Annotated in this window: 24 protein-coding genes; 21 read left to right on the top strand and 3 right to left on the bottom strand. The window is 37.8% G+C overall.

Translation table 11 applies throughout. The features are described 5' to 3' along the window. Positions 1-15 precede the first annotated feature (15 nt). From FFM51_RS02375 to FFM51_RS02365, 3 genes are read left to right on the top strand one after another with little or no spacing between them, the layout of a single operon-like run. The gene (locus FFM51_RS02375) at positions 16-825 is read left to right on the top strand and encodes an ABC transporter permease (RefSeq protein WP_137597069.1); all 810 of its coding nucleotides are present in this window, start codon (positions 16-18) and stop codon (positions 823-825) included. Then, positions 822-1,643 (top strand): ABC transporter permease, encoded by an 822-nt coding sequence (locus FFM51_RS02370; RefSeq protein ID WP_137597068.1) that lies wholly within the window; start codon positions 822-824, stop codon positions 1,641-1,643. Before FFM51_RS02375 ends, FFM51_RS02370 begins: the two co-directional genes overlap by 4 nt. After that, positions 1,640-2,710, top strand: coding sequence for an ABC transporter substrate-binding protein (locus FFM51_RS02365; RefSeq protein WP_137597067.1), 1,071 nt, complete (start codon positions 1,640-1,642; stop codon positions 2,708-2,710). Before FFM51_RS02370 ends, FFM51_RS02365 begins: the two co-directional genes overlap by 4 nt. A gap of 110 nt (positions 2,711-2,820) precedes the next feature. On the opposite strand, the gene FFM51_RS02360 is transcribed toward FFM51_RS02365, so the two are convergent. Then, positions 2,821-4,209, bottom strand: a complete 1,389-nt coding sequence (locus FFM51_RS02360; protein WP_137597066.1) for an APC family permease — start codon at positions 4,207-4,209, stop codon at positions 2,821-2,823. A gap of 205 nt (positions 4,210-4,414) precedes the next feature. Here FFM51_RS02360 and FFM51_RS02355 point away from each other — a divergent pair, with 205 nt between their 5' ends. The 10 genes from FFM51_RS02355 to FFM51_RS02310 all read left to right on the top strand — a co-directional run bounded on the left by FFM51_RS02355 (position 4,415) and on the right by FFM51_RS02310 (position 12,283). Then, entirely contained in the window at positions 4,415-4,828 is a 414-nt protein-coding gene (locus FFM51_RS02355; protein ID WP_137597065.1) for a bis(5'-nucleosyl)-tetraphosphatase, read from the top strand. 17 nt (positions 4,829-4,845) lie between these two features. Next, complete coding sequence (locus FFM51_RS02350) at positions 4,846-5,409, top strand: guanylate kinase (protein ID WP_137597064.1); 564 nt, start codon at positions 4,846-4,848, stop codon at positions 5,407-5,409. A 75-nt stretch (positions 5,410-5,484) separates the two neighbouring features. Next, on the top strand, positions 5,485-5,928 hold the full coding sequence (locus FFM51_RS02345; protein ID WP_137597063.1) for a Fur family transcriptional regulator: 444 nt from the start codon (positions 5,485-5,487) through the stop codon (positions 5,926-5,928). Positions 5,929-6,165: 237 nt separating this feature from the next. Then, positions 6,166-6,552, top strand: coding sequence for a hypothetical protein (locus FFM51_RS02340; RefSeq protein WP_137597062.1), 387 nt, complete (start codon positions 6,166-6,168; stop codon positions 6,550-6,552). A gap of 20 nt (positions 6,553-6,572) precedes the next feature. Then, a complete protein-coding gene (locus tag FFM51_RS02335) occupies positions 6,573-7,376 on the top strand; it encodes a DUF6681 family protein (RefSeq protein ID WP_137597061.1) in 804 nt (267 codons plus the stop codon). Between the two features lie 460 nt (positions 7,377-7,836). Next, positions 7,837-9,018: an aminotransferase class I/II-fold pyridoxal phosphate-dependent enzyme gene (locus tag FFM51_RS02330; RefSeq protein WP_137597060.1), complete on the top strand. Its 1,182-nt coding sequence runs from the start codon at positions 7,837-7,839 to the stop codon at positions 9,016-9,018. Between the two features lie 366 nt (positions 9,019-9,384). Further along, positions 9,385-10,128: an amino acid ABC transporter ATP-binding protein gene (locus FFM51_RS02325; RefSeq protein ID WP_137597059.1), complete on the top strand. Its 744-nt coding sequence runs from the start codon at positions 9,385-9,387 to the stop codon at positions 10,126-10,128. Between the two features lie 13 nt (positions 10,129-10,141). After that, a complete protein-coding gene (locus tag FFM51_RS02320) occupies positions 10,142-10,978 on the top strand; it encodes a transporter substrate-binding domain-containing protein (protein ID WP_137597058.1) in 837 nt (278 codons plus the stop codon). Then, a complete protein-coding gene (locus tag FFM51_RS02315; RefSeq protein ID WP_137597057.1) occupies positions 10,978-11,616 on the top strand; it encodes an amino acid ABC transporter permease in 639 nt (212 codons plus the stop codon). Before FFM51_RS02320 ends, FFM51_RS02315 begins: the two co-directional genes overlap by 1 nt. A gap of 13 nt (positions 11,617-11,629) precedes the next feature. Then, complete coding sequence (locus FFM51_RS02310; RefSeq protein WP_137597056.1) at positions 11,630-12,283, top strand: amino acid ABC transporter permease; 654 nt, start codon at positions 11,630-11,632, stop codon at positions 12,281-12,283. Between the two features lie 157 nt (positions 12,284-12,440). On the opposite strand, the gene FFM51_RS02305 is transcribed toward FFM51_RS02310, so the two are convergent. Next, positions 12,441-13,433 (bottom strand): 3-hydroxyacyl-CoA dehydrogenase, encoded by a 993-nt coding sequence (locus FFM51_RS02305; RefSeq protein ID WP_137597055.1) that lies wholly within the window; start codon positions 13,431-13,433, stop codon positions 12,441-12,443. Positions 13,434-13,640: 207 nt separating this feature from the next. Beyond that, the gene (locus tag FFM51_RS02300) at positions 13,641-14,675 is read right to left on the bottom strand and encodes an aldose epimerase family protein (protein WP_137597054.1); all 1,035 of its coding nucleotides are present in this window, start codon (positions 14,673-14,675) and stop codon (positions 13,641-13,643) included. Between the two features lie 223 nt (positions 14,676-14,898). Between FFM51_RS02300 and FFM51_RS02295 the strand changes: the two genes are divergently transcribed. The 8 genes from FFM51_RS02295 to xylB all read left to right on the top strand — a co-directional run bounded on the left by FFM51_RS02295 (position 14,899) and on the right by xylB (position 24,979). Next, entirely contained in the window at positions 14,899-16,248 is a 1,350-nt protein-coding gene (locus FFM51_RS02295) for a sugar porter family MFS transporter (RefSeq protein WP_137597053.1), read from the top strand. Positions 16,249-16,545: 297 nt separating this feature from the next. After that, positions 16,546-17,013 carry a universal stress protein gene (locus FFM51_RS02290; protein WP_137597052.1) on the top strand — a complete coding sequence of 156 codons (468 nt, stop codon included), beginning with the start codon at positions 16,546-16,548 and terminating at the stop codon, positions 17,011-17,013. A 95-nt stretch (positions 17,014-17,108) separates the two neighbouring features. After that, positions 17,109-17,624 (top strand): ROK family protein, encoded by a 516-nt coding sequence (locus tag FFM51_RS02285; RefSeq protein WP_137597051.1) that lies wholly within the window; start codon positions 17,109-17,111, stop codon positions 17,622-17,624. A 304-nt stretch (positions 17,625-17,928) separates the two neighbouring features. Beyond that, the gene (locus FFM51_RS02280) at positions 17,929-19,368 is read left to right on the top strand and encodes a 6-phospho-beta-glucosidase (RefSeq protein ID WP_137597050.1); all 1,440 of its coding nucleotides are present in this window, start codon (positions 17,929-17,931) and stop codon (positions 19,366-19,368) included. A gap of 16 nt (positions 19,369-19,384) precedes the next feature. Further along, positions 19,385-20,290 (top strand): ROK family protein, encoded by a 906-nt coding sequence (locus tag FFM51_RS02275; RefSeq protein WP_137597049.1) that lies wholly within the window; start codon positions 19,385-19,387, stop codon positions 20,288-20,290. Positions 20,291-20,532: 242 nt separating this feature from the next. Continuing rightward, positions 20,533-21,738, top strand: a complete 1,206-nt coding sequence (locus tag FFM51_RS02270; RefSeq protein WP_137597048.1) for an ROK family transcriptional regulator — start codon at positions 20,533-20,535, stop codon at positions 21,736-21,738. Positions 21,739-21,892: 154 nt separating this feature from the next. Further along, entirely contained in the window at positions 21,893-23,239 is a 1,347-nt protein-coding gene (gene xylA / locus FFM51_RS02265; protein WP_137597047.1) for a xylose isomerase, read from the top strand. Positions 23,240-23,476: 237 nt separating this feature from the next. Next, the gene (xylB, locus tag FFM51_RS02260; protein ID WP_137597046.1) at positions 23,477-24,979 is read left to right on the top strand and encodes a xylulokinase; all 1,503 of its coding nucleotides are present in this window, start codon (positions 23,477-23,479) and stop codon (positions 24,977-24,979) included. The last annotated feature ends 387 nt before the right edge of the window (positions 24,980-25,366 follow it).

Genomic DNA, 25,366 nt, shown 5'->3' with positions numbered 1-25,366 from the left:
AATGAGGTTAGTAAGATGCACAAAAAAGCAACGTATTTAATTCCATATTTATTGTGGATTGGTTTATTTGTCATCGCGCCAATGGCATTGATTGTTTATCAATCATTTTTTAATATCACTGGTCATTTCACCTTAGGAAATTATGAACAGTATCTGACAAATGGCGTTTACTTGAAAATGACGTTTAATTCGATTTTGTATGCTCTGATTATTACGCTCAGTACGTTATTAATCAGTTATCCAACTGCGTTGTTATTGAATCGGTTAAAAAACAAACAGTTGTGGTTATTACTAATTATTTTACCAACTTGGATCAATTTATTGTTAAAAACGTACGCCTTTATTGGCCTGTTTAGCCAAAATGGGTCAGTTAACGACTTTTTACGGTTTGTGGGTCTTGGTAGTCATCAAATTTTGTTTACGGATGCAAGTTTTATTTTTGTTGCTGCCTATATTGAAATTCCGTTCATGATTTTACCGATTTTTAATTCCTTGGCAGAATTAAAGCCATCAATGATTAATGCCAGTCGTGACCTCGGGGCTAATAGTTGGCAAACATTTCGCCGAGTTATTTTACCGTTAACGATGCCTGGGGTTAAAGCAGGATTTCAGGCAATTTTTATTCCATCATTATCACTGTTCATGATTACACGTTTAATCGGTGGTAACCGGGTGATTACTTTAGGTACTGCAATTGAAGAACATTTCTTAGTGACGCAAAACTGGGGAATGGGTTCTACGATCGGTGTTATTCTAATTTTGGCTATGTTTGTCGTGATGTATCTAACACGTGATCGTAAGGTAAAAGGAGGGCGAATACGATGAAAAAATGGCGAATTAGTAATTTGTATCTCGCACTGGTTTTTATTGTGTTGTATTTGCCAATTTTTTATCTTATTTTCTATTCATTTAATGTTGGTGATACTATGGATCACTTCAGTGGTTTTTCGTGGCGCCATTATGCCACGTTATTAAGCGATTCGCGAATGATCAGCATTGTATTGAATACGTTAATTATTGCTTTGCTATCATCACTGATTGCCACCATTGTTGGCACCATGGGAGCACTAGGAATCTATTCAGCTAAAAAAGCGACCGTCAAAAATGGTTTGTTATCGTTAAACAATGTTTTGATGGTTTCACCTGACGTTATTATTGGTGCCAGTTTTTTGATTTTCTTTACGTTTTTAGGGTTTAGCTTAGGATTCGGTTCAGTTTTACTTAGTCATATTGCGTTTTCAATTCCGATTGTGGTGTTGATGGTGCTCCCTAAGATTAATGAGTTGCCCAAAACGATGGTGGATGCGGCCTACGACTTAGGTGCTTCTAGCTGGCAGACATTAACAAAAGTTATTTTACCTGCAATTACACCAGGAATCTTTGCGGGATATTTTATGGCCTTTACCTACTCGTTGGATGATTTTGCGGTTACTTTTTTTGTAACTGGCAATGGCTTTTCAACGTTGTCAGTGGAGATCTATTCTCGCGCTCGCCAGGGTGTTGATTTAGAAGTTAATGCGTTATCAACTTTGATGTTTATTGTTTCTTTGCTTTTAGTCGTGGGCTATTATTTGTTGGGGCGCTACAATCAAAACCGACGATTGCAACGAGTTAAAGCAGCGGAGGCGAAAATTAATCAATGAAGAGAATAATGACAATATTAATTATTGTGCTCGCCATCTGTGGCCTACTAGGTGGAATTAATTATCGGTTAAATGCACAGACTAATGCTGAGGGCAGTAAAGTATTAAATATCTACAACTGGGGAGATTACATCGACCCCGCATTAATTACAAAATTTGAGCATCAAACGGGGTACCATGTTGTTTATGAAACATTTGATAGTAATGAGGCTATGCTGACTAAAATAAAACAGGGTGGTACTAGCTATGACCTCACGGTTCCCAGTGACTATACAGTTCAACGGATGCGACGAGCTAAGTTATTGGAGAAAATTGATAAAAGTAAATTGCCAGCGTTAAAAAATATTGATTCACGATTCATGAATTTGTCTTTTGATCCTAACAATGATTATTCAGTGCCTTATTTTTGGGGAACGTTAGGGATTGTTTATAATGATCAGTACGTGAATGCTAACCAGGTACAACATTGGCGGCAGTTGTGGAATCCAAGATTTAAAAATAAGATTATGTTAACAGATAGCGCCCGGGATATGCTGGGCGTGGCGCTGATTACACAGGGTAAATCGGTTAATACGACTAACGCTGCAGATCTTCAAGCGGCTAATGAGCAGCTGATTAAGTTAATGCCAAACACGAAGGCTGTTGTGGCTGATGAAATTAAAATGTATATGGAACAAAATGAGGCTGCTATTGCGGTTACGTATTCTGGTGAAGCATCTGAAATGATGGCAAACAATTCTCACTTGCACTATGTGGTTCCCAGTGAAGGCAGTAATATTTGGTTTGATAATTTGGTAATTCCAAAGACAGCAAAACACAAGGCGGCGGCCTATGCATTTTTAAACTTTATGCTGCAGCCTAAAAATGCAGCGCAAAATGCTGAATATATTGGTTATTCGACACCAAATAAGGCAGCAATGAAGTATCTACCTAAAAAAGTAGCAGATGATCCACAATTCTATCCTTCAGAAAAAACAGTTGCACATCTGCAAGTTTATCGTGATTTACCACTTAAAGTTATTGGTAAGTATAATGATTTGTTTTTGCAGTTTAAGATGACAAAGTAAAAGTTCGAACAATCACGCTCGAAAATATACAAAAAAAAGCTACATTATGATCTGTACTTTGATCATAATGTAGCTTTTATTGCTGTACTTCGGTTTTTACCCGTAAGCCCTCACACTTTGCTTAATTTGCTGTGTGAATATCCGTAAGCAAAGTAGATTATTAATCCAAATAGGAACCAAATTCCAGAAGCAATCCATGTTTCTAGTTTTAATTGAGTTAACATTAAAATACATGCAAGTCCTGAAATAATTGGTAATACGGGGTACCAAGGAACCTTAAAACCGCCTTCGTTTTTAATGTCTTTACGGTGACGTAAGGGAATGATACCAAATGAGACGAATGTGAATGCGATTAGTGTTCCAATATTAACTAGGCTAGTTAGTTCATCTAGTGGTACAAGACCACCCATTGCCGCAATAATGATTGTGACAGTGACTAATGCATTGCGCGGAATTTTGTGTTTTTGTTCGACTTTATCAAGAAAAGACGGTAATAATCCATCTCGTCCGATTGAATAAACTAACCGAGAACTTGAGTAGATCATTGTAACCATCATGGTGAACATTCCGATTAAGGCACCAATTGAAATTAATCCAGCTGTCCAGTTCTGATTAACAGCCTGCAATGCAAAAGCAACTGGATTAGCGACATCTAACTTAGTGTATTTCACCATTCCAGTTAAGACCACTGCAACAGCCATATAGAGAAAAGTAGCTACTAATAATGTGCCGATAATCCCAATTGGCATATTTTTCTTGGCATTCTTAACCTCAGCTGCAGACGAAGAAACGGCATCGAAACCAAGATAAGCAAAGAAGACAAGCGCGGCACCTTGAAAGACTCCTTTTACCTTGTAAGGTAAAAATGGGTGCCAATTAGCTGGCTTAATGTAAAACATTCCAACTAAGACAAAGATAATGATAATTGCAATTTTGATAATAACCGCCCAATTGTTAATGCGGATAGATGTTGACATACCACGTGATAGCATTAATGCGATTGCTAATACGATTAGCACAGCAACTAAGTTAATGTAGGTTCCATGGGCCGGATCAAATGAACCGGAGATTGCCTTTGGAACGTGTAGCCCGAATCCTTCAATAAATGAATTGAAATAAGCTGCCCAACCGGTCGATACAGCGGCGACAGCCAACATGTATTCCAGAATTAATGCCCATCCGAGAATCCAACCAACGATTTCCCCCATAACAACGTTACCGTAGGAGTAGGCGCTCCCGGCAACTGGTAAAGCCGATGAAAATTCGGCATAACACATTGCGGCTAAAGCACAAACTACAGCGGAACCTAAAAATGATAAAATAATCCCAGGGCCACTGGTTGTGGCGGCAACGGTTCCTGGCAAAATAAAAATACCAGTTCCAATCACAGCACCGACACCTAATGCGATCAAATCGAATGCTGACATGGTTTTGGCAAAACGATTATCACGTTCTAAGTAACGACCAAGACTCTCCTTACGAAATAAATTTAATGACATAAACGAAACCACCTTTGATTAATTAAATAATTGCGATTAAACTAGAAATTATCATACCGTTGCTTAAGATTAAAAGTCAATTAAAATTATAAAGCAAAGAAATAAAAAATGTTGATTTATTATTAATATTACGGCTTATGGTGGAGAGAATTATGAAAAATAGTAATATTAAAAAATAATGATAAGGCCAAATGAGGAGAAAAAAATGGGGTTAGAAATTACAAGTGGGGCGGTTGTTTATCAAAAAACAGCTAACGAGCTTCAGTATTTATTGTTACAGAGCACAAATAAAAGTCATTTTTGGGGTTTTCCTAAGGGTCATGTGGAGCAAAATGAGTCATTAATCGAGACCGCGCAGCGGGAAATTATGGAAGAAACACAACTTGAATTACCGATCGATTCTGAGTTTAGTGTTTATACCGAGTATGATTTACCAAACGGTAATCATAAACAGATGACGTTATTCACAGCTCAAGTTGATGCCCATCAATCAGTTAAATTACAAGCGGCTGAAATAAAAAAGGCTGGTTGGTTTAATTACGAAACAGCTCGCGAAAAATTGACTTATGATAATCTCAAGCAGTTACTAGATCAAGTTAATGCACATTTAAAACAATAAAGGAGGGACTGGAATTAATGAAACGAGTGATAGTGATTACGGGTGCGACTGGAGCAGGGAAAACAACCGTGAGTAATTATTTATTGGAAAAGTATGGGATGCCCAAGGTAATAACGCACACTACCCGGGCACCGCGACCAGGAGAAGTCGACAACGTGGATTATCACTTTGAAACAGATCAATCAATGAAACAACTTCACTTATTAGAACAAGTTCAATATGATCACCATCTATATGGCTCATCGTATGAAGCACTAGATCAAGGGTGGCAAAAAAACTCTTTGATCACAATTGTGTTAGATACAAAAGGAGCGCAAACATATCATGAGCAGCTAGGTGATCAGGCCGTAATTATTTTTTTAACTGTTAGTCAACCAACGTCGTTAGTCTCACGTTTATCTCAGCGGGGTGATCAAACACAAGCCCTCAAACAACGGATTGCCAGTCAAGAGTATCAACGCGATTTGCGATTACCAAAGAGTTTGGCCCAAGTTGCACATCTAATTGTTAATGATGATTGGCATGAAACGCAACAAAAGTTGGATCAGCTGGTGGCAGAGTTAACAGATGAAGTTAAATAGGTTTAGTTTTGTTTGGTAATATGGTATATTGTTCTCAAATTGTAATCATTATTATTTAGCGGGGTGCACGGAATTATGGATGTTGATACAACTCAGGCGTTATCGATCTTACAAACTAGCCATTATAAATTGACGAAACAGCGTAAAGCGCTGGTTGAATATTTGGCCCAACACAAGGATCGTTACACTGATATTACTACCGTTGATTCATATTTACGTGAGCTTTATCCGGGTGTCAGTCATAACACGATTTATCGTAATCTAAAAGAATTCGAAGAAGTAGGGATCGTTGAAACACACATAAAAAATGACCAGATGCAAGTTAAGTATCAATGTGATTATGCCAATCAACATCATCACCATTTTGTCTGTCAAAATTGTGGTCGTGTAACAGAAATTGAAATGTGCCCGATTGATATGGCTTTTTTTGAACGGCAATTACCAGGTGCACAAATTACTGGCCATCGATTCGAGTTAGTAGGATTGTGTGCCCAGTGTCAAAAAAATAATGCAGAGTAATAAAAATGATGGTAATTGGCGTAGTTAAATGAAGCCCGATTATGATCATTTTTTAATTTTTAACGATCTTATCTAATCCTTAACATTACTTTCAAGCAAAAACCAATTGAAATAGTTTAAAATGGGTGTTGCGATAATATCGAGCTTGCTGTTAGTCAATGCTCATTCAAATAAAATACGGTAGATAAACAAAATATTGCGACACATATGAGTTTTTAAAAAGGGGAGAGTTTTAATATGGCTTATCGAACACCACCATTTATTACACCATTTGCGATTGTCTCAATGGTGTTGGCGTTAAGTGCAACCAACGTGGTGGCTAATAAAGTTACCAATACAAACGAAGGGGCTGCAGTTACGACTAGCTCCACTAGTAGTTCTACTACTAGATCAAGTGCTTCTAGTGCAGATGAATCTAGCAAGGAGTCCTCTGGCAAGGATGAATCATCTGCTAGTGATACTAGTAGTACAGAAACATCAAATGCGTTATCAAGTTCAACTACTGATCAAGATAATGATAATGACACTCCAGCAACCAGTAGTAGCGCTGCTGTTAACAGTTCCAGCAGCACTACCTCTAGTCAGCCGGCTACTAGTAGTTCAGCAAGTGTAACGTCAGAATAATCTAGGAGGGAGGAATAACGATGTTAAGCTTTTTAGACATGATTAACCATTCGCTTGGTTATTTTAACGTGAACTCAAAATTAAAAAATCAAATCTATACTGCAGTTGGATTTGTTGGTGATTGGTATTTATTTTATGTTGCAATTCGCTTCTTTATTAATCATGCATGGCTACGGGGCTTTTTGTTCATGCTAGCATTTATTGCGTTGATGTACGCTGTGGCAATGAATGTAATTTATTATTTCACAGACAAAACGACTAAATTAGACCCATCTCCTAAAATTGAGAAGTTGTTGGGCGGCCGTCGTGTTGGTGAGGAAAATAGAAAAGTACAGCCAGTATCCCCCAATATTCCAGCCAATGGTTTATTTGAAAATGATCAGGTTTTACCAGCAACGGTTGCGGTTAATGAACATGAACAAGCTAATTTAAATCGGGTCGTCAAACAGTTAATCGAACATAATTTGTTAATCGCCGATTATAATCAAATGAGTGAAAAAGAGATTATTAATTATAATCGAAAAGAAAAACGATCAGTACCAGCGCTAAGACCGGATCAAACTGTGCCATACTTTGAGTTGGTACCGACCGGATCGCGATTAGAAGTGTACATTGGGATGAATCAAATGGAAAGATTGGCAGTCGGCCATCTAACCAGTGTTGGTTTAACTGAAGTAGTAACGGCTAGAAAAAATTATAAGCTATTTTTAGCTAATGTATTCATTACTGATGGGCCGGAAAAAATAGCCGGCCGAAGCCAAACCACAATTGTTAAAGAACATGAATACGGATTGAATGTGAAGGTTGCATACAAAACGAAATGAGTGTCCGCAAGGCCGCTAAGAATCCTAGGGCTAAGTCATAAAAGCCCATTGATGAATTGATTTTTGATTCATTGATGGGCTTTTATGACTTAGCCCTAGGATTCAGGCCATGCGGACACGTTACGGTAAAAAAGATAGGACGTTAATATGTATTGGTATGTTCAATATTTGAGAATATTTATATATATAGTTTCGTTTTATTGTTGGCTTTATTGTGCATATAATTTTTATTCCCCAATTTTATTGTGGAAACGTGTAAAAAAACGTAGAAGTCTGTGCGTAACGTAAAAATGGTACGTACGTGGTTTAAGTTCGAACCACGCACATACCATTTTTACGTTACACTCCGACTTCTAAACGCGTCTTTTTACACTCTATTTTTTTGACACCTGTATTTCATATTGCTATTATTGTCATTATATTTTAATGCGTTTCTAATTTTTAAAACGGAGGAATCACAATGGCAGATAAGGTACAACGTTTAATTGGTCGGATGCGTGAAGATTTGAGTCGGGTAACACCATCTGATATTCGCTCATTTGATCAGGAAGTTTCTAAGATTCCCGGCATTATCAAATTAACTTTAGGAGAACCGGATTTTAATACTCCTGAGCATATCAAGAATGCAGCGATTGAAAGTATCAAAGAAAATCATACTCACTATGCTCCTTCTAACGGAACTCCTGAGTTGCGAGCGGCAGTTGCTAACTTTTTTAATAAAAAATATCAGTTAAACTATCATGCAGAAAATGTCATTATTACGGTGGGAGCCACGGAATCAATCTGGACAGCTATCAGCTCAATAGTAAATCGAGGAGATAAAGTAATTATTCCCACTCCAATTTGGCCTATGTATATTCCAATTACGAAAGTAAACGGAGCCGAGCCTATTTTTCTTGATACTTCAGATAATAATTTTGTCCTAACTCCGGAAAAATTAGAACAAGCAATTAAAGATAATGGTGATGCCGTTAAGGCGGTCGTGCTTAACTTCCCGTCTAATCCAACCGGCATGACTTACCGTCGTGAAGACGTGGCGGCAATTGCATCGGTTTTGAAAAAGTACGATATTTTTGTTATCGCTGATGAAATTTATAGTGAATTAACGTATGGTGATAAGCATGTTTCAATCGCAGAGTATTTGCCTGAACAAACTATTTTAATAAATGGTGTTTCTAAATCACATGCGATGACTGGTTGGCGGATTGGGGTTTTATGCGCGCCTGAGCAAATTATTACGCAACTTGCTAAGATTCATCAATACTCGGTTACTACAGCAGCTAGAGTATCGCAAGATGCGGCCCAAGAAGCATTTGAAAATGGGTTCGAGGATGGGCCTAAAATGAAATTAGAATATGAACAACGTGCTAAGTTCGTTTATGAAAAAATGAGTGCATTAGGTTTCACAGCACACCAACCAGAAGGGGCATTTTACCTGTTTACTAAGATTCCAGCTAGCCTCAATATTGATGATAAAACATTTTGTCGCCAATTAGCATATGAAAATAAGGTAGCATTGGTAGCCGGTAGCTCGTTTGGTCCTGGTGGTGAAGGTTACGTTAGAATTAGCTATGCCGCTTCGATGGAAAACTTGAAAGAAGCCATGAATAGAATTAAAGATTTTGTGGCAAGCAGAGTTTAAGGATCGAATTAATAAATTATCGTGGATAACAGGAAAACCAGTTGATTCTAGAGTGAATCAACTGGTTTTTTAATTGATCAAACCTAAAGAAATAGAGTTTATATCGTGCGTTGCTGTCAAAGAACAATAAGTAAATATTCACTCCTTATTTAAAATAGGAATAATTATAAAATGACAAACGATTCGTTTGTTTATGGGGTCTTTTACTTAATATTTAAAAGAATGTTCACTGGATTACGGTTTCAAGATGATTAAATTTTGACGTTACCGTGAATTTGTTTTACAATTTAATCTAATCTTTATTAAATTGAAATGAAAATTTTAACTTGATTAAGTAATTATGATGGAAGAGTGGAGGGGATTTGTATGTCAATGATCGAGTTTCATGATGTCCAAAAGTACTATGGTGATTTTCAAGCGTTAAAGGATATCAATTTGACCGTTGAAGCCGGAGAAACTGTTGTGTTAATTGGACCTTCAGGATCAGGTAAAAGTACGTTAATCCGCACAATTAACGGACTGGAACCAATTCAAGAAGGAAAATTAATCGTTAATGGTTATGATTTGGCTGATAAAAAGACAGATCCAAATAAAATTCGTAAAGATGTTGGCATGGTGTTTCAACATTTTAATTTATACGCAAACAAAACAGTGCTACAAAATATTATGTTAGCACCTAAAATTGTTTTAAAGCGTCCTGATGAAGAAAACAGAGAATTTGCAATGAGTTTACTTAAAAAGGTCGGGTTGGAAAGTAAGGCCGATAGTTATCCACGGCAATTATCTGGTGGTCAGCAACAGCGAATTGCAATTGCTCGTAGTTTGGCAATGAAGCCTAAGTGCCTGTTATTTGATGAACCAACATCTGCTTTGGATCCAGAAATGATTGACGATGTGTTGAACGTTATGAAAGACATTGCCCGTGACTCAAGTATGACGATGTTAGTGGTAACCCATGAAATGGGCTTTGCTCGTGAAGTGGGTGACCGGGTAATCTTTATGGATGCCGGTCAAATCTTGGAAGATGATACCAAGGAACAATTCTTTGATGGTGAGCCAACTAACGAACGTGCTCGTCAGTTCTTGAGTAAGATTATTGTTCACAAGTAAGGGAGGGACAGCCATGAGAAAACGATGGCGTTTCATTGGCTTGTTGTCTGCCCTTGCGTTGTTGTTAATCACAATGACGTCTTGTGGCACGAAAACAGCTTTGTCAGATCAAGATGTGTTACAAAATGATATTAAAAACAATACGATTACTTGGGGTGTCAAAGCAGATACCAAGTTATTTGGATTAATGAATGTTAAAAATAGCCAAGTTCAGGGTTTTGAAATTGATTTGGCTAAAGCAATGACCAAGGAAATTCTGGGTAAAAATGGAAAAGCGGTTTTTGTGCCGGTAACGAGTCAGACGCGAGTACCTTTACTTAGAAATGGTAACATTGACGCAATTATGGCAACGATGACAATTAATCCAGAACGGGCCAAACAGGTTGATTTTACTAGGTCTTATTTTGATGCCGGTCAGGCAATCTTAGTTAAGAAAGGTAGTCCAATTCACAGCGTTAAAGACTTGAATAAAAAAGGCGCTGTGGTTTTAGGGGTTACTGGTTCAAATTCAGTACAAAATATAGGTAAATTTGCTCCTAAGGCCCGCGTTTTGCAATTATCTGACTACGCTCAGGCACTTACGGCATTAAAATCTAAACAAGGTGATGCATTAACAACTGACAATGGTATTTTGTATGGTATGTCCGTAGAAAATCCTGGTTATGTTGTCGTCGGTGGTGCATTTACTAATGAACCATACGGAATTGCAGTTAACAAAGGGCAAACCAAGTTTAAAAATCGTCTCAATAAAGCACTTACTAAGGTTGAAAAAGATGGGACGTACAACAAACTCTTGGATAAATGGTTTGGCCATGTTAAAGGATTTAACTACGAGGAGATGAAACGCTAATGATTCATATTTTTGCCACGCAATGGCAATCATTGCTATATGGACTGGGACAAACGTTACTGTGTAGCATTATTGCTTTGTTTTTCAGCTTAATCATTGGCTCATTGTTTGCGATCTTTGAAATCATGCCTAACAAGCTTATGCGAATCATTGGTCGGGTCTATGTTGAAATTTTTCGTAATATTCCGTTACTGGTAATCACGATGTTTTTCTTTGTGGTATTGCCACTGTATGTGACTAAGATTAATGGGTTTACAGCCGGAACGATCGGTTTAACAATTTATACTTCGGCATTTATTGCAGAAACTGTACGTTCGGGAATTCAGTCCGTTGATGAAGGTCAAATGGAAGGTGCGCTATCTAACGGATTATCATTTTGGCAATCAATGCGCTTTATCGTGTTGCCACAGGCGTTTAAGATTGTGATTCCACCACTTGGCAACCAGTTTATCAACTTAGTTAAAAATTCGTCTGTATTAGCCTTTGTGGCTGGTTTTGACCTTATGTATCAAGGGAATATGATTGCTAACGACACATTACAAACAATGCCTACATTTTTTGCAGTTGGAATTTTATATTTAATTATTACAATGCCGCTCAGTTATTATATGCGACACTTAGAGAAGAAATTAGCCTAGGAGGTGGCGGAGAATGCAAAACTTTATTGATGCGTATTCATGGTTGAATATCCGCTACCTGCTTCAAGGGTTGTGGGTTACAGTTGAAGTTTCAGTAGCTTCGATTATTCTTAGTTACATTATTGGCACAGTGTTAGGGGTCATTAGATATGCCCAAATCAAGTACTTCTCTGCAATTGTGGGGTTTGTAATTGATCTGATTAGGAATTTACCTTTACTGCTAATTATTTTCTTTACGTACTTTGGTTTACCTAACTTAGGCTTTAAACCAGCGATTATTGAAGCAGCCATTTTAGCGATGACAGTCTTTGAGTCCATGATGATTGCTGAAATAGTACGCTCTGGAATTATTGCAGTTGATTCTGGTCAAATGGAAGGTGCCTTATCAAATGGGCTTACTTATTGGCAAGGATTACGAATTATTCTGTTGCCACAGGCAATGAAGAATATGATTCCAGCATTGGTTAGTCAGTTTATTTCCTTAGTTAAGGATACTTCACTTGCAACGATCATTGTGTTACCAGAGATGATGTATCATGCACAAATTATCTATGGACAAAATTCAAACTATATCATTCCAATGTTTATCGCATTAGCTGTTTTATACTTTGTTGTTTGTTATGCATTGTCACTGCTTTCACGATACTTTGAACATCGGTTAGCATAATAAGAATATGAACAAATTCAATTAGAGGTTAGAGTGTAATAATAAAATCCCTAGTAACTTTCATTTCTTGAAGGTTACTAGGGATTCTTTTTACATAAAAAACTTCATTAGTTGGTGAACACGTTTCAAATATGATCAATCAGATGCTGTGCTTATTTTATTCCAGAAATCCAGGTTGTGAGTACCGTGGATTAGGGTACTTGTAGAATCCTTCACCTGAACTAACTCCCAGTTTTCCTTGATCAATGAAATTAGTTTTAAGTAAGTTCCCTAATTGATCGTATTCATGGTTGCCGGTGGTGGCTGCATAGTTTTCAATGATGTTGTAAGCAGTAGTAATACCAACTACATCAAGGATTCCAAATGGCCCTTGTGGTGCGCCAGTTGCAAGCATCCAGGTTTTATCAATTGTTTCCGGATCGCCAATGCCTTCTAAATAAAGCATTTCAGCTGCATCTAGAAATGGAACAAGAATGGAATTCAAAATGTAGCCTGGCTGTTCTTTTTGAACTTGAATCGGAACCATGCCAATCTCTTTAGCAAACGAAACAACGTCTTTAAATACATCTGGGTCAGTCTGAGCGTGCCCCATGATTTCAGCCGTATTATTTTTCCAAATTTCATTAGCAAAATGTAAAGCTAAAAATCTAGTTGGTCTACCAGTGTCTTCAGCAAACATACTTGGAATTAAAGTTGATGAGTTAGTTGCAAAAATAGTTTTTTGCGGCGCTAGCGGTGCTAATTTTTGGTAGAACTCGTGTTTAATAGATGCCACTTCAGGAATTGCTTCAATGACTAAATCAGTATGAACGACAGCTGATTGCAGGTCGCTGGTATAACTAATTCTCCCTAAAGTGGAGTTAACTGATTGTTTTGACTGGTCAATTGCACTAGTTACCTTTTGATTAAGGCCTGGTAACAAATTAGTATTGTATGATAAATCTGCAGTCGATTTAGAGAAGTTTTCCTCAGCTTTTGCCATTTCGGCTTTGTAAGTAGTTTCTAGATTGGCCATTTTGACTTTTGCATTTGCAAGGACTTCATCATTAATATCATAAACAGTAACATGAAAACCCTTAAAGGCAATTTGAAAAGCAATTTGGGTACCTAAAACACCACTTCCAGCAACGGTGATATTCTTAAACTTCATCGTAATCATTCCTTTCTAATTTTGAATAAGTTAAATTACTGTAAGCGTATTCATTTTTGATTGATAAAGCAAATATTATTACTGATAACTTTCGATTATTAATAAAAAATGACGTAGACCTAAAGTGGGCAAGTAACTGGCAGTTAGGTGAAATAAAAAAGGCAAGGAAATCTTATTTTCCTTGCCTTTATGCATATTCAAATTATATTAGAATTCAACTTCATATTTGATTTCATATGATTTGGTTTCGTTGGCCTTCAAGGTAATGTCGCCAAACTCTGGGTGATGAGGAGTATCTGGCAGAGTTTGTGCTTCCAGTGCGATGGCCTCATAAGGATGACCAATACCACGATTAAAGGTTGCATCAGAATTCATTGAGTTGGCAGTAAAAACGATTAACCCGTTTCGGTTTGAGAATATTTTTATCTTACGACCGCTTGCTTGGTCAGTTAATGTAGCAATCGGTGTATCTTCACTACCTTTGACCTCTACGATGTCATCAAATCCTTTTTCTGTGGTGTTACTCATTTCATGGATAGCTTTTTTTAACACAACAGGTTGGCTAAAATCAAATGGAGTTCCTTGATTGGCCAACATTTTTCCTGTTGGCATTTTTTCGTTATCAACATCTAAGTGATTATCTGAATTGATTTGTAAAGTATGATTCAAAATATTATCAGTATTTTCATCAGCTAGATTCCAATAGGCATGGCTAGTTGGGTTAAAGAGTGTATCTTCGTCTGAACTGGCTGTGAATGCCAGTTTCACTGAGTTATCATTACTCAAGGTGTAGGTAACTGATGCAGGCATGGTTCCAGGAAATTGGTCCATTGCTTCAGTCATTGTTTTTGTCAGTGTGATGGAAACTGTGTTGGATGTTTGATCCGTTGTGGCAGCCCAAACTTGATTGGCAAATCCATTTTTACCGCCGTGCAACATATTGTTACCTTCATTTTGATCAACTTGGTAATCAGTGCCATTGAGATTAAATTGACCATTTTTGAGTCGGCCAGCAATACGACCGATCACGCGACCAACATAAAATGGATTATTGTTATAGTTAGCAACACTAGATGCGTTTAATAGAATATTTTGTGTTTTACCTTTACTAGGAACGTTAAACTCACGCCATAAACCAGCAAATGTTAAAACTGAAATACTAACGTCGTTGTCGTTAGTTAGTGTATATTGATCAACTTGTTGATTGTTATAAGTACCAAATCCTTTTTTTGTAATATTCATGAAACGACCTCCGATAAAATGTAAATTAATTTAATTATTATTAACAGTTTAGCACTTTTTTTTGTATTTAGTTGTCAGCTTAAGCATTTTTAGAAAACGGTTGCAAATTATTGAAAACGCTTTATAATGAAACGTATATGTTGGTTGGGCAGGAAAACAAACTAAGCCATTATTTTTTTACTCTTGTCTTACTAATAAATTTAACTATAAGGGGTAGTTAAGCATGCATAAAGTTTCACGAGGATTTATATATTTCTTTGGTGCTTTAGGTGGAATTCTGTTTGGGTATGATACTGGGGTCATTTCAGGGGCCATTTTGTTCATCCAAAAACAACTACACTTAGATACTTGGCAACAAGGATGGATTGTTTCAGGCGTTTTGCTGGGTGCGTTAGTTGGAGCCATTATTATTGGACCAATGTCTGATAAGATTGGGCGACGAAAGATGGTTCTTTCGGTCGCAGTCATATTCTTCATTGGCGCGATTGGTTGTGGAATTGCACCTGAATTTTGGAGTTTAGTATCTTTCCGATTTGTTCTAGGAATCGCTGTTGGAGGAGCTTCAACATTAGTTCCGATGTATTTATCGGAAGTTGCACCTGCTGAAATGCGTGGGACGCTTTCCAGTTTAAATCAATTGATGATTATGACAGGAATTTTCTTAGCATATGTTACTAACTATGCGTGGTCAGGTATGTATCATGGCTGGAGAATCATGCTAGCTGCTGCCGCAGTACCCGCCGCTATTTTGTTCATTGGTGGTCTATTCTTACCAGAAAGTCCACGTTTCTTGGTACGAGTTGGTAAGATTGATCAAGCTCGGGGAGTCTTAGGTCAATTGCGTGATGCTGATGAAGTCGAGGCTGAGTTAAATGATATTGAAGATAAAGCTAAGATTCAGATGGGTGGCTGGAAAGAGTTATTCTCTAAAGTTGCTCGTCCGGCATTGATTATTGGTATTGGTTTAGCTATTTTTCAACAAGTAATGGGATGTAATACTGTTTTGTATTATGCGCCAACTATTTTTACCGATATTGGGTTTGGTGTTTCTGCTGCGCTTTTGGCACATATTGGTATTGGTATCTTTAACGTGATCGTAACTGCAATTGCTGTGGTGATCATGGATAAGGTTAATCGAAAGACAATGTTGATCGTAGGTGCGGTTGGCATGGCACTTTCACTATTTACTTTAGGCATTGCAATGCACTATTCACATGGATCAATGAGCGCTGCATATATTGCTGCAATTGCTTTGACAATCTATATTGCCTTTTTCTCAGCAACATGGGGCCCAGTTATGTGGGTTATGATTGGTGAAGTTTTCCCACTTAACATTCGTGGTTTAGGTGTTGGTCTTAGTGGAACTGTTAACTGGACTGCTAACATGATAGTTTCGTTAACTTTCCCAACATTGTTAGCAGCGCTAGGAACGGAAACATTATTCATCGGTTACGGTGTATTGTGTGTATTGTCAATTTGGTTTGTTCACTCAGGTGTGTTCGAAACACGAGGCAAGTCTTTGGAACAAATCGAAGGTTACTTGGACAAGCGTGCGGGTTTGGCAAACAAATAAGAGTGTGAAAAGTCACGCTCAGAGGTCGTAGTATAACTAAATAACCACCAATACGATTTGGGTTTTGAATCGTGTTGGTGGTTATTTAGTTATATATAGACTTTTGCGGTTGCAAACACGTTTCTGCACATGAAAATGTCCTCGACAAAAATTAAAAGTAAACCCTCCCTCAAAATTTGATTTTTATTTGAAGACATAGGTTATTGCTGGCTAAAATGTAAAATAGTTGTTAGACTTATATTAGAAAATAGTTTTAATAACGTTTAGATTTGTCTATTAGTCAAAGGAGGCAATAACATGGAAAAATATGAAAAAATCATGGTCGGTCTTGATGGTTCTGAGCAATCAAAATTAGCGTTAGAACGTGCAATTGAATTAGCTAAAATGGCTGGAGCAAACTTGTTATTGGTGACGGTGCAAAATGATGCTAAGTTTATGGCAATGGCAGCGGGTGCGACCGCAACTTATCGGATGGATCCCACATTGATTGACGACTCGCGTAAACAAATTAGAGCGTTCATGGAAAAATGTGTCGACCAAGTAAAACAAGAAGGAATTCCAGTTGATGCCAAAATTTACTATGGTGATTCTAAAACAGAATTGGCCGAGAAGTTACCAGAAAGTGAAAATGTTGATTTAATCGTGTTAGGTGCAACTGGATTGAATCGAATTGAAAGAATGCTGATTGGTTCAAACACTAACTATGTTGTTCAAAATGCTAAATGTGATGTCATAATTGTTAAGGATCCAGCTGATAACGAATAGATAAAAATTGCGTAATAAAAAGCCACCTCAAGATGTGAGGTGGCTTTTATTTGTGCGGTTGATTTAATTATAAATTCAAATCGACACATGAAGGTATCGGTGCTGGGATTATTATCAACACACATCTGTATACTGGAAACTATGGGCAAGCTGGTGAAATTGGTCGGATTATTAGTCGTGAAGGGCAAAATGAACATCAATTAGCTAAGTTACCAAATTTTAATTCACAGTGGTCGCAACAAGCACTTATCGTTAAAGCAGCAGAACTTAAAAGTAATCCAGCTTATTCGTTGGAAATGCTGGTGGCTGATTATAACAATGACGATGAAGATATTACTAATCTGATTGAACATTTTTGTTACCATTTAGCGATAGTCACTAGTGACTTGATTGCAGCGTATGATCCACAGATGATCTTTTTTAATTCGCCGCTAATTGATCAAATTCCAGAAATCCTAAAAAATATTCAAATGAAATTATCGTTTATTCCATTAGTACCACCGTTAGTAATGTCAAAAGATGTTAAAGCAGCAACGCTGTTGGGTGGAGCATCAATGGCCATTCACCGAGTACTGCATATGGAAGGAACGCGGTTAATTTTTCATCATTAGACTGGTTAGTTTTTATTTTTGAAACGTGTTTACCAAGGCAGATGCCTAGGACCAAACTAGTAAGGACAATCAATAAATCAAAGACCGATTCATTAATTATCCTTACTAGCTTAGTCTATGGCATCTAAACGCCATGGTTCACACTCTTATTTTTGAAACGTGTTCACCAAGGCAGATGCCTAGGACCAAACTAGTAAGGACAATCAATAAATCAAAGACCGATTCATCAATTATCCTTACTAGCTTAGTCTACGGCATCTAAACGCCTTGGTTCACACTCTTATTAAAGGAGGTCTTTATATCAATGACGTCAACAATACCAACGGATTTTTTATGGGGCGGCGCTGTTGCAGCTCACCAAGTCGAGGGTGCTTATAATATTGGCAACAAAGGACTCAGCGTTGCGGATGTGATGAGTGCAGCTGGTAATCACGATGAACGGACGATCACTAATGGTGTTCAGGACGGATATTTCTATCCTAATCATGATGCAGTTGATTTTTATCATCAATTTCCAGCTGACGTGAAACTCTTTGCGGAAATGGGATTTAAATGTTTTCGGACATCCATTGCATGGTCACGAATTTTTCCTAATGGGGATGAAACTGAGCCAAATGAGGCAGGACTTGAATTTTACGATCGATTGTTTGATGAATGCCTAAAGTATCATATTGAACCAGTGGTAACGTTGTCACATTTTGAGATGCCATATCACTTGGTAACTGAATATGGCGGTTTTCGTAGCCGTAAATTAATCAAATTTTTTACTAATTTTGCTCAGACAGTATTTGAACGCTACAAAGGTAAGGTGAAGTATTGGCTGACTTTTAATGAGATTAATAATCAAATTAACTATGATCGAGCGTTTACTTTGTTTACTAATTCTGGGATCACAGTTAAGCCTGGCGAAAATGCAGAAGCAGTGATGTATCAAGCTGGTCATTATGAAGTGGTGGCTAGTGCAATCGCAGTCCAAGTTGGTCATCAAATTAACCCTGATTTTAAAATTGGGGCGATGATTGCAATGTCACCAGTTTATCCGGCGACTGACAAACCTCGCGATGTTTTTAAAGCACAGCGAGCAATGCAAGCACGGTTTTGGTTTTCAGATGTCCAGATGTTGGGTCAATATCCAAGCTGGTTAACCAATTATTTTGCCGCCAAAAAATTTGATTTAGATATCACCCAAGCAGATTTGGATAACCTAACTAAAGGTAAAGCAGATTATCTGGGTCTTAGCTATTACATGTCCTTTGCCACGGCAGCTACTGATCATGAAGATGCTCGATTTTCATATAATGAACACGATGATCTAGTTACAAATAAATTTGTTCCCCAATCTGATTGGGGTTGGCAAGTTGACCCACAAGGCCTGCGGTACTCACTTAACTGGTTAAATGATCGTTACCATGCCCCTTTATTTATTGTTGAAAATGGAATTGGAGCAATAGACAAACTGGAAGACAATCATGAAGTTCACGACCAATACCGAATTGACTATTTGCGCGATCATATTAAACAAATGGAACTGGCGATGCTTGAAGATGGTGTTGATGTTATGGGGTATACACCCTGGAGTGCTATTGATATTGTTTCCGCCAGTACTGGTCAATTGTCCAAACGCTATGGATTTATCTATGTTGATCGTAATGATGATGGCAGTGGCAGTCTAAAGCGATATCGTAAAGATTCGTTTTATTGGTATCAAAAGGTAATTCAATCAAATGGTACGATATTAAAGTAATTAGTTGGTGGTAACAATGAAAAACGAAAAGGTTAACGGGAGTGTTTTAGCATTTGATATTGGTGGCACATCGGTTAAGTATGGATTGTGGCATGAACAAAAACTGTCAAATAAAGGAAAATTTGTTACACCTACTAGGTGGGTGGAGATGGTTGAGCAACTTAAGCATGTTCAAACGGAATTTGCCCAACTGCTAACTAGCCCAATTATAGGTATCGCAATCAGTTTACCGGGTAGTGTTAATACAGATACAGGTTTAATTGCAGGAACTAGTGCAGTCCATTATTTAAATGGCTTTGATATTCGACAAGAGTTGTCTGAACAACTTGGCCTACCAGTAAGTGTTCAAAATGATGCTAATTGTGCTGCATTGGCCGAATCATGGCTAGGTAACGCTAGTGAAACAAGCCTTGCTGCACTACTGGTGGTTGGCTCTGGAATTGGTGGTGCAATTGTTGCCAATAAGAAATTACTAACTGGCCACGAATATTTTACTGGTGAATTTGGTTATGCAGTAATGAATGCAGCGGGTGATACTTTAAGCGAGTTAGGTAGTCCGGTAAAAATGGCCCAACGGTTTAATCAGTTGAATTCAACAGCGACAAAGTTATCGGGTAAGGGTGTTTTTGATGCGGCCGACAAAGGAAATGCACTAGCGCAAAAATGTGTTGATGAATTCTATCATTGGCTGGGTATTGCTGCCTATAACATAATGGTGAGCGTTAATCCGGATTGCTTGTTAATAGGTGGTGCCATTTCTGCTCGTCGTGGCCTAGTATCACGATTGACACAGCAAGTTAATGTATTGATGGAAAAACACGAAGCCAATATGTCGGTTAATATTCAAACCTGTTATTTTGAAAATGATGCTAATTTAATTGGCGCGGTTTATCAGTTTTTGAATGAACCGGGTAGACATTAAAGAATTTAATTTGCAATTAGTAGTAATGAACTGTTAAACAATAGGCGAGTAAATGAATCCTGGCTCCAGCTTTTTCGCACACTTTAAAAATAATATCGTTAAATATTATTGGAGCAGGAAAAAATGGTTTGTCCTGCTCCTCTTTTTGATTACAATACTATACCAACTTTTGCGCAAAGCGTGCTTTACCGTTATAATAACAAGGATATGAAGAGATACGTAATGAAACGAGGATATTTGGTATGGCACTAAACAAACAAAGCATTCGCAATTTAAATGAAAAATCGGTCCTAAGACAGATTTTTATTGGGGGCCCGATTTCACGTATCCAAATTTCGCGCAATCTAGATTTAAATAAATCGACTGTTTCGGCTATTTTTAATGATTTGAGTGATCGTGAGCTAGTAGTTGAAATGGGGCAAGGTGAAAGTACGCAGGTAGGTGGACGTAAGCCCGTTATGATTAAGGTGAACCCAAAGTATGGTTTTACAGTTAACTTTGACATTGGATTTCATCATCTTGATGTAATGGGAAATTATCTTGAAGGCACCGCCTTTTTTTACCAACGATTTGATACAACTGGTTTTGATATTCACCAAATTATTGCTTTGATGATTAAAACAGTGAACTCGGTCGGTGCTGCCGATATGGTCCAAGGATTGTTAGGAATATCTGTCGCAGTACATGGAATCGTTTTTAATAATAAAGTTACATATTCACCATTTATCGATATGGAAGATGTTTCTGTATATGATGAACTGACAACACAGTTTGAAGTTCCAGTAATCATTGAAAATGAGGCCAACTTAGTTGCGACTTTCCAACGCGACTTTTCTCGAGATTCCCATCGGACGATGAATAACATTGTTGTTATCAGTATCCACAAGGGAATTGGTGCCGGGATAATTATTGATCATAATATTTATCGTGGTGAACATGGCGAGGCGGGTGAAATCGGCCGTTCAATTTATACCATGAATCTGTCGCAGCCACAGCAAGCCGAAAAAATTGAAAACTACGCCTCCCAAGATGCAATCTTAGAATTGATTAAGCAACGAAAAAAACTGAAACAGCTTAATTTTGCTGAAGTAGCATCATTATATGAACAGCATGATTCAGTGGTGGTCGAAGCAATTAAAGATTTTTGTAGTTATATAACTACGATGGTTTACAACACAGCAATTAGCTTTAATCCGGATGCAATTTATTTAAGTTCAGACTTAATTGAAAACATTGCGGAGTTACTTCCCATGATCCAAGCTGAATACAATCAACTACCAGGTGAGGGTAAAACAGATATTAGATTATTAAAAGGGGCTAAATTTGCTTCATTGTTAGGAGGATGTTCAGCAGCAACTCACCAAGCACTCGGGATTACTGAACAACAACTTAAGTTTAATTACTCACTAAAAAAAGCCGTGCCAGACTTTGATGAGCAGGCGATTTAGCATAAATAGTGTTTATTGTAAAACCACATTAATTTGTGGTTTTTTTATTTATAAAAATGTGTGAAAGGGGTTGCAAAAAGATGGGTAAGCGCTATAATAAATCATGTAAGTTGGTTCAAACAACAAACTAAATAAAATGGAGGCTATTTATAACATGGCTTATTGGAATGTAGATAAAGTTCCTTATGTTGGAACAGGTGCAGACTTAAAATCAGGTTTAGGATTTCATTATTACAATGCTGATGAAGTAATTGGTGGCAAAAAGATGCGTGACTGGTTACGGTTCTCAGTTGCATACTGGCATACATTTGACCAACGTTTAGTCGATCCATTCGGTGATGGTACAGCTATTCGCCCTTATGACAAATACACAGATCCAATGGACCAAGCATTGGCCAAAGTTGACTATGCATTTGAATTTTACGATAAATTAGGTGTAGATTACCTATGTTTCCATGATCGTGATTTGGCACCCGAAGGAGATACATTACGTCAAACTAACGCTAACTTGGATAAGGTTGTTGACAAGATTGTTGAAAATCAAAAGACTTCTGGAATGAAAGTTCTTTGGAACACAGCTAACATGTTCACTAACCCTCGCTTTGTTGCCGGTGCTGCAACATCACCATACGCTGATGTTTTTGCATATTCTGCAGCTCAATTAAAGCACAGTCTTGAAATTGGTAAGCGTGTCGGTTCTGAAAACTATGTCTTCTGGGGTGGCCGTGAAGGTTACGAATCACTTTGGAACACAGACATGAAGAAGGAACAAGAACATGCTGCAAAACTATTCCATTTAGCTAAAGATTATGCTAATGAAATTGGGTTTGATGCACAAATGTTGCTTGAACCAAAACCAAAGGAACCAACAACTCATCAATATGACTTTGATGCAGCAACTACAATTGCCTTCATGAAAGAATATGACTTGGATAAAGACTTCAAATTGAACTTGGAAGGAAACCATGCTAACTTAGCTGGTCACACATACCAACATGAAATTCGCGTTGCTCGTGAAGCTGGTTTGTTAGGATCATTAGATGCTAACGAAGGCGACAAGCTAATTGGCTGGGATATCGATGAATATCCTTCAAACCTTTACGAAACAACTGCTGCAATGTATGAAGTTGTTGAACAAGGCAGCATTGGACCTCGTGGTGGGTTGAACTTTGATGCTAAACCACGTCGTTCATCATTTGCACCTGAAGATTTATTCTATGGCCACATTGTTGGTATGGATAGTTTTGCTGCGGGTCTTCGGGTTGCTTTGAAGATGAAAGAAGATAAGGTACTTGAAAACTTAGTTGCTGATCGTTACAGCTCATACCAATCAGGTATTGGTGCTGATATCGAAAGTGGCAAAGCTTCATTAGCTGATCTTGAAAACTACTCATTGGATAAGACTCAAAAAGATCTTCGTGATGCTACAAGTTCAGATCACCTAGAGCAAGTTAAGGACACAATCAATCACTATATTGTTAGTGTACTTGGTGGTAAATAATTGTTAAATCAAATTAGCTAAACAATAAGTGGAGGATGGGATGAAGATTCCACCCTCCACTTATGTGTATGGTGAGATAATGGGTTTATTATGTTGAAATGTGTTAATCCAACCAGCTTTCTAGGGCTAAGTCAATTACTCATCATTTGCCCAGGGCGCAAACAATGAGTAATCGCCTTAGCCTACGAAAGCTACCCGGTTGGCTTAACACTCTACTTTTGAAAGTGAGGAACAACCATGAGTTATGTATTAGGTGTCGATTTAGGGACTAGTGCTGTTAAAGTTTCTGCCGTTGATCGACAAGGAAATATTGTGGCCCAAGAAAGCTTCGATTATGAATTAAGCAATCCTAAACCAGGCTATAGCGAACAAAACCCTGAAGATTGGGTTTCTGGTACCACGGTCGCAATTGTCCGGTTGATTTTAAATGATGGTATTAAGCCAGAAGAAATTGAGGGAATTAGTTATTCTGGTCAAATGCACGGCTTGGTATTACTTGATGAAAATAATCAAGTACTGCGACCGGCCATTTTGTGGAACGATACTCGAACTACTAAGCAACGTGAAGAAATTATTGATAAGATGGGTGAACGTTATATTGAGATCACTCGTAATCAGCCTTTGGAAGGATTCACGCTCCCAAAGATTTTATGGGTGAAAGAAAATGAGCCAAGTATCTTTGCTCGAGCAAAGACATTCCTACTACCAAAAGACTATTTACGTTATCGAATGACTGGTAAGATTGCAATGGAGTATTCTGATGCGGCTGGTACCGTATTATTGGATGTTGCTAAAAAAGAATGGAGTCAAGAAGTTTGTGATACATTCGATCTGCCAATTAGTCTGTGTCCACCACTGATTGAGTCGATTGGCTATGCTGGGAATATCTCCGATAGTTATGCCTTATTCTCTGGTATGAGTGAAACTACTAAGGTCTTTGGCGGGGCAGCTGATAATGCAGCTGGTGCTGTTGGGGCAGGAATTTTAGCACCGAACATGGTGATGGCTAGTATTGGTACATCTGGGGTAGTTCTGAAATATGAGGACAATTCAGATGTTGATTATCAAGGTAAGTTGCATTTCTTTAACCATGCAATTCCTGATAAATTTTATACAATGGGAGTTACATTGGCAGCTGGATACAGTTTAAGTTGGCTTAAAAAAACGTTTGGTCCAACCGACGATTTCACAGAATTTGTTTCTAGTGCAGCTAAATCAAAGGTCGGAGCGAATGGGTTGGTATTTACACCATATATTGTTGGTGAACGGACGCCGTATGCTGATGCAGATATTCGAGGAAGCTTTATCGGGATTGATGGGACTGATACGCGTGCTGATTTTATCCGAGCAGTGCTAGAAGGCATTGTTTTCTCGTTCGCGGACATTATGGATATCTTTGAAGAAAAAGGACAAAGTTTTGATACTGTTGTTTCAATTGGCGGTGGTGCTAAGAGTCCACTATGGCTTCAGATTCAAGCGGATATCTTCAACCGTAAAGTAGTTAGTCTTAAAAATGAACAGGGTCCAGGTCTGGGTGCGGCAATGTTAGCTGCAGTTGGAATGGGATGGTTTGATAGCGTACAAGACTGTGCTAAGCAATTTGTTGAGTTTGGACAAGAATATGAACCAAACCCAGAAAATGTGACAAAGTATCAGGAAATGCATAATATTTACAAACAGGTATATGGGGCCACAGCTGATATTAGTCATCAGTTGTTGGATTACAGAAGAAGAGTGTGAGTGACCGCGGTTAGAAACCGGAGCACAACCCAAAAATACCACCTACATGGGTGAACTTAACTCATGTAGGTGGTATTTTTGGGTTGTGCTCCGGTTTCTGCGGTCACGAACACGTTTAAGAAAGTAAAAAAACGTGTTAATAAAAGTGTTTTAAAGTAAATGTAATTTGAGGTTGTGCGGAGGTTTCTGCGGTCACGAACACGTTTGAAAGGTTAGCATGAGACGAATTTAGAGTTGTACCTTATTTTCTACAAGTTTAAATATATTTCGCCATCAATCCTAAGTTGTTAATGCTAAAAAAGAGCTTAATATGCATAATTAAATGAATAATCTATAAAAAAATGAATATTTAATGAAAAAAGTTGCATAAATATGAATTTTGGTGTA

Origin of the sequence: Paucilactobacillus kaifaensis (assembly GCF_005405145.1) — a bacterium.
GTDB classification, from domain to species: domain Bacteria; phylum Bacillota; class Bacilli; order Lactobacillales; family Lactobacillaceae; genus Paucilactobacillus; species Paucilactobacillus kaifaensis.
Note: the sequence above shows the minus strand (reverse complement) of the source record. Positions and strands in the feature narration are given on the sequence as shown.

What these genes read in the sequence shown, in the direction of transcription:
- FFM51_RS02375 (WP_137597069.1), top strand. Translation starts at nt 16, where the DNA reads ATGCACAAAAAAGCAACGTATTTAATTCCATATTTATTGTGGATTGGT.
- FFM51_RS02370 (WP_137597068.1), top strand. Translation starts at nt 822, where the DNA reads ATGAAAAAATGGCGAATTAGTAATTTGTATCTCGCACTGGTTTTTATT.
- FFM51_RS02365 (WP_137597067.1), top strand. Translation starts at nt 1,640, where the DNA reads ATGAAGAGAATAATGACAATATTAATTATTGTGCTCGCCATCTGTGGC.
- FFM51_RS02360 (WP_137597066.1), bottom strand. Translation starts at nt 4,209, where the DNA reads ATGTCATTAAATTTATTTCGTAAGGAGAGTCTTGGTCGTTACTTAGAA.
- FFM51_RS02355 (WP_137597065.1), top strand. Translation starts at nt 4,415, where the DNA reads ATGGGGTTAGAAATTACAAGTGGGGCGGTTGTTTATCAAAAAACAGCT.
- FFM51_RS02350 (WP_137597064.1), top strand. Translation starts at nt 4,846, where the DNA reads ATGAAACGAGTGATAGTGATTACGGGTGCGACTGGAGCAGGGAAAACA.
- FFM51_RS02345 (WP_137597063.1), top strand. Translation starts at nt 5,485, where the DNA reads ATGGATGTTGATACAACTCAGGCGTTATCGATCTTACAAACTAGCCAT.
- FFM51_RS02340 (WP_137597062.1), top strand. Translation starts at nt 6,166, where the DNA reads ATGGCTTATCGAACACCACCATTTATTACACCATTTGCGATTGTCTCA.
- FFM51_RS02335 (WP_137597061.1), top strand. Translation starts at nt 6,573, where the DNA reads ATGTTAAGCTTTTTAGACATGATTAACCATTCGCTTGGTTATTTTAAC.
- FFM51_RS02330 (WP_137597060.1), top strand. Translation starts at nt 7,837, where the DNA reads ATGGCAGATAAGGTACAACGTTTAATTGGTCGGATGCGTGAAGATTTG.
- FFM51_RS02325 (WP_137597059.1), top strand. Translation starts at nt 9,385, where the DNA reads ATGTCAATGATCGAGTTTCATGATGTCCAAAAGTACTATGGTGATTTT.
- FFM51_RS02320 (WP_137597058.1), top strand. Translation starts at nt 10,142, where the DNA reads ATGAGAAAACGATGGCGTTTCATTGGCTTGTTGTCTGCCCTTGCGTTG.
- FFM51_RS02315 (WP_137597057.1), top strand. Translation starts at nt 10,978, where the DNA reads ATGATTCATATTTTTGCCACGCAATGGCAATCATTGCTATATGGACTG.
- FFM51_RS02310 (WP_137597056.1), top strand. Translation starts at nt 11,630, where the DNA reads ATGCAAAACTTTATTGATGCGTATTCATGGTTGAATATCCGCTACCTG.
- FFM51_RS02305 (WP_137597055.1), bottom strand. Translation starts at nt 13,433, where the DNA reads ATGAAGTTTAAGAATATCACCGTTGCTGGAAGTGGTGTTTTAGGTACC.
- FFM51_RS02300 (WP_137597054.1), bottom strand. Translation starts at nt 14,675, where the DNA reads ATGAATATTACAAAAAAAGGATTTGGTACTTATAACAATCAACAAGTT.
- FFM51_RS02295 (WP_137597053.1), top strand. Translation starts at nt 14,899, where the DNA reads ATGCATAAAGTTTCACGAGGATTTATATATTTCTTTGGTGCTTTAGGT.
- FFM51_RS02290 (WP_137597052.1), top strand. Translation starts at nt 16,546, where the DNA reads ATGGAAAAATATGAAAAAATCATGGTCGGTCTTGATGGTTCTGAGCAA.
- FFM51_RS02280 (WP_137597050.1), top strand. Translation starts at nt 17,929, where the DNA reads ATGACGTCAACAATACCAACGGATTTTTTATGGGGCGGCGCTGTTGCA.
- FFM51_RS02275 (WP_137597049.1), top strand. Translation starts at nt 19,385, where the DNA reads ATGAAAAACGAAAAGGTTAACGGGAGTGTTTTAGCATTTGATATTGGT.
- FFM51_RS02270 (WP_137597048.1), top strand. Translation starts at nt 20,533, where the DNA reads ATGGCACTAAACAAACAAAGCATTCGCAATTTAAATGAAAAATCGGTC.
- xylA (WP_137597047.1), top strand. Translation starts at nt 21,893, where the DNA reads ATGGCTTATTGGAATGTAGATAAAGTTCCTTATGTTGGAACAGGTGCA.
- xylB (WP_137597046.1), top strand. Translation starts at nt 23,477, where the DNA reads ATGAGTTATGTATTAGGTGTCGATTTAGGGACTAGTGCTGTTAAAGTT.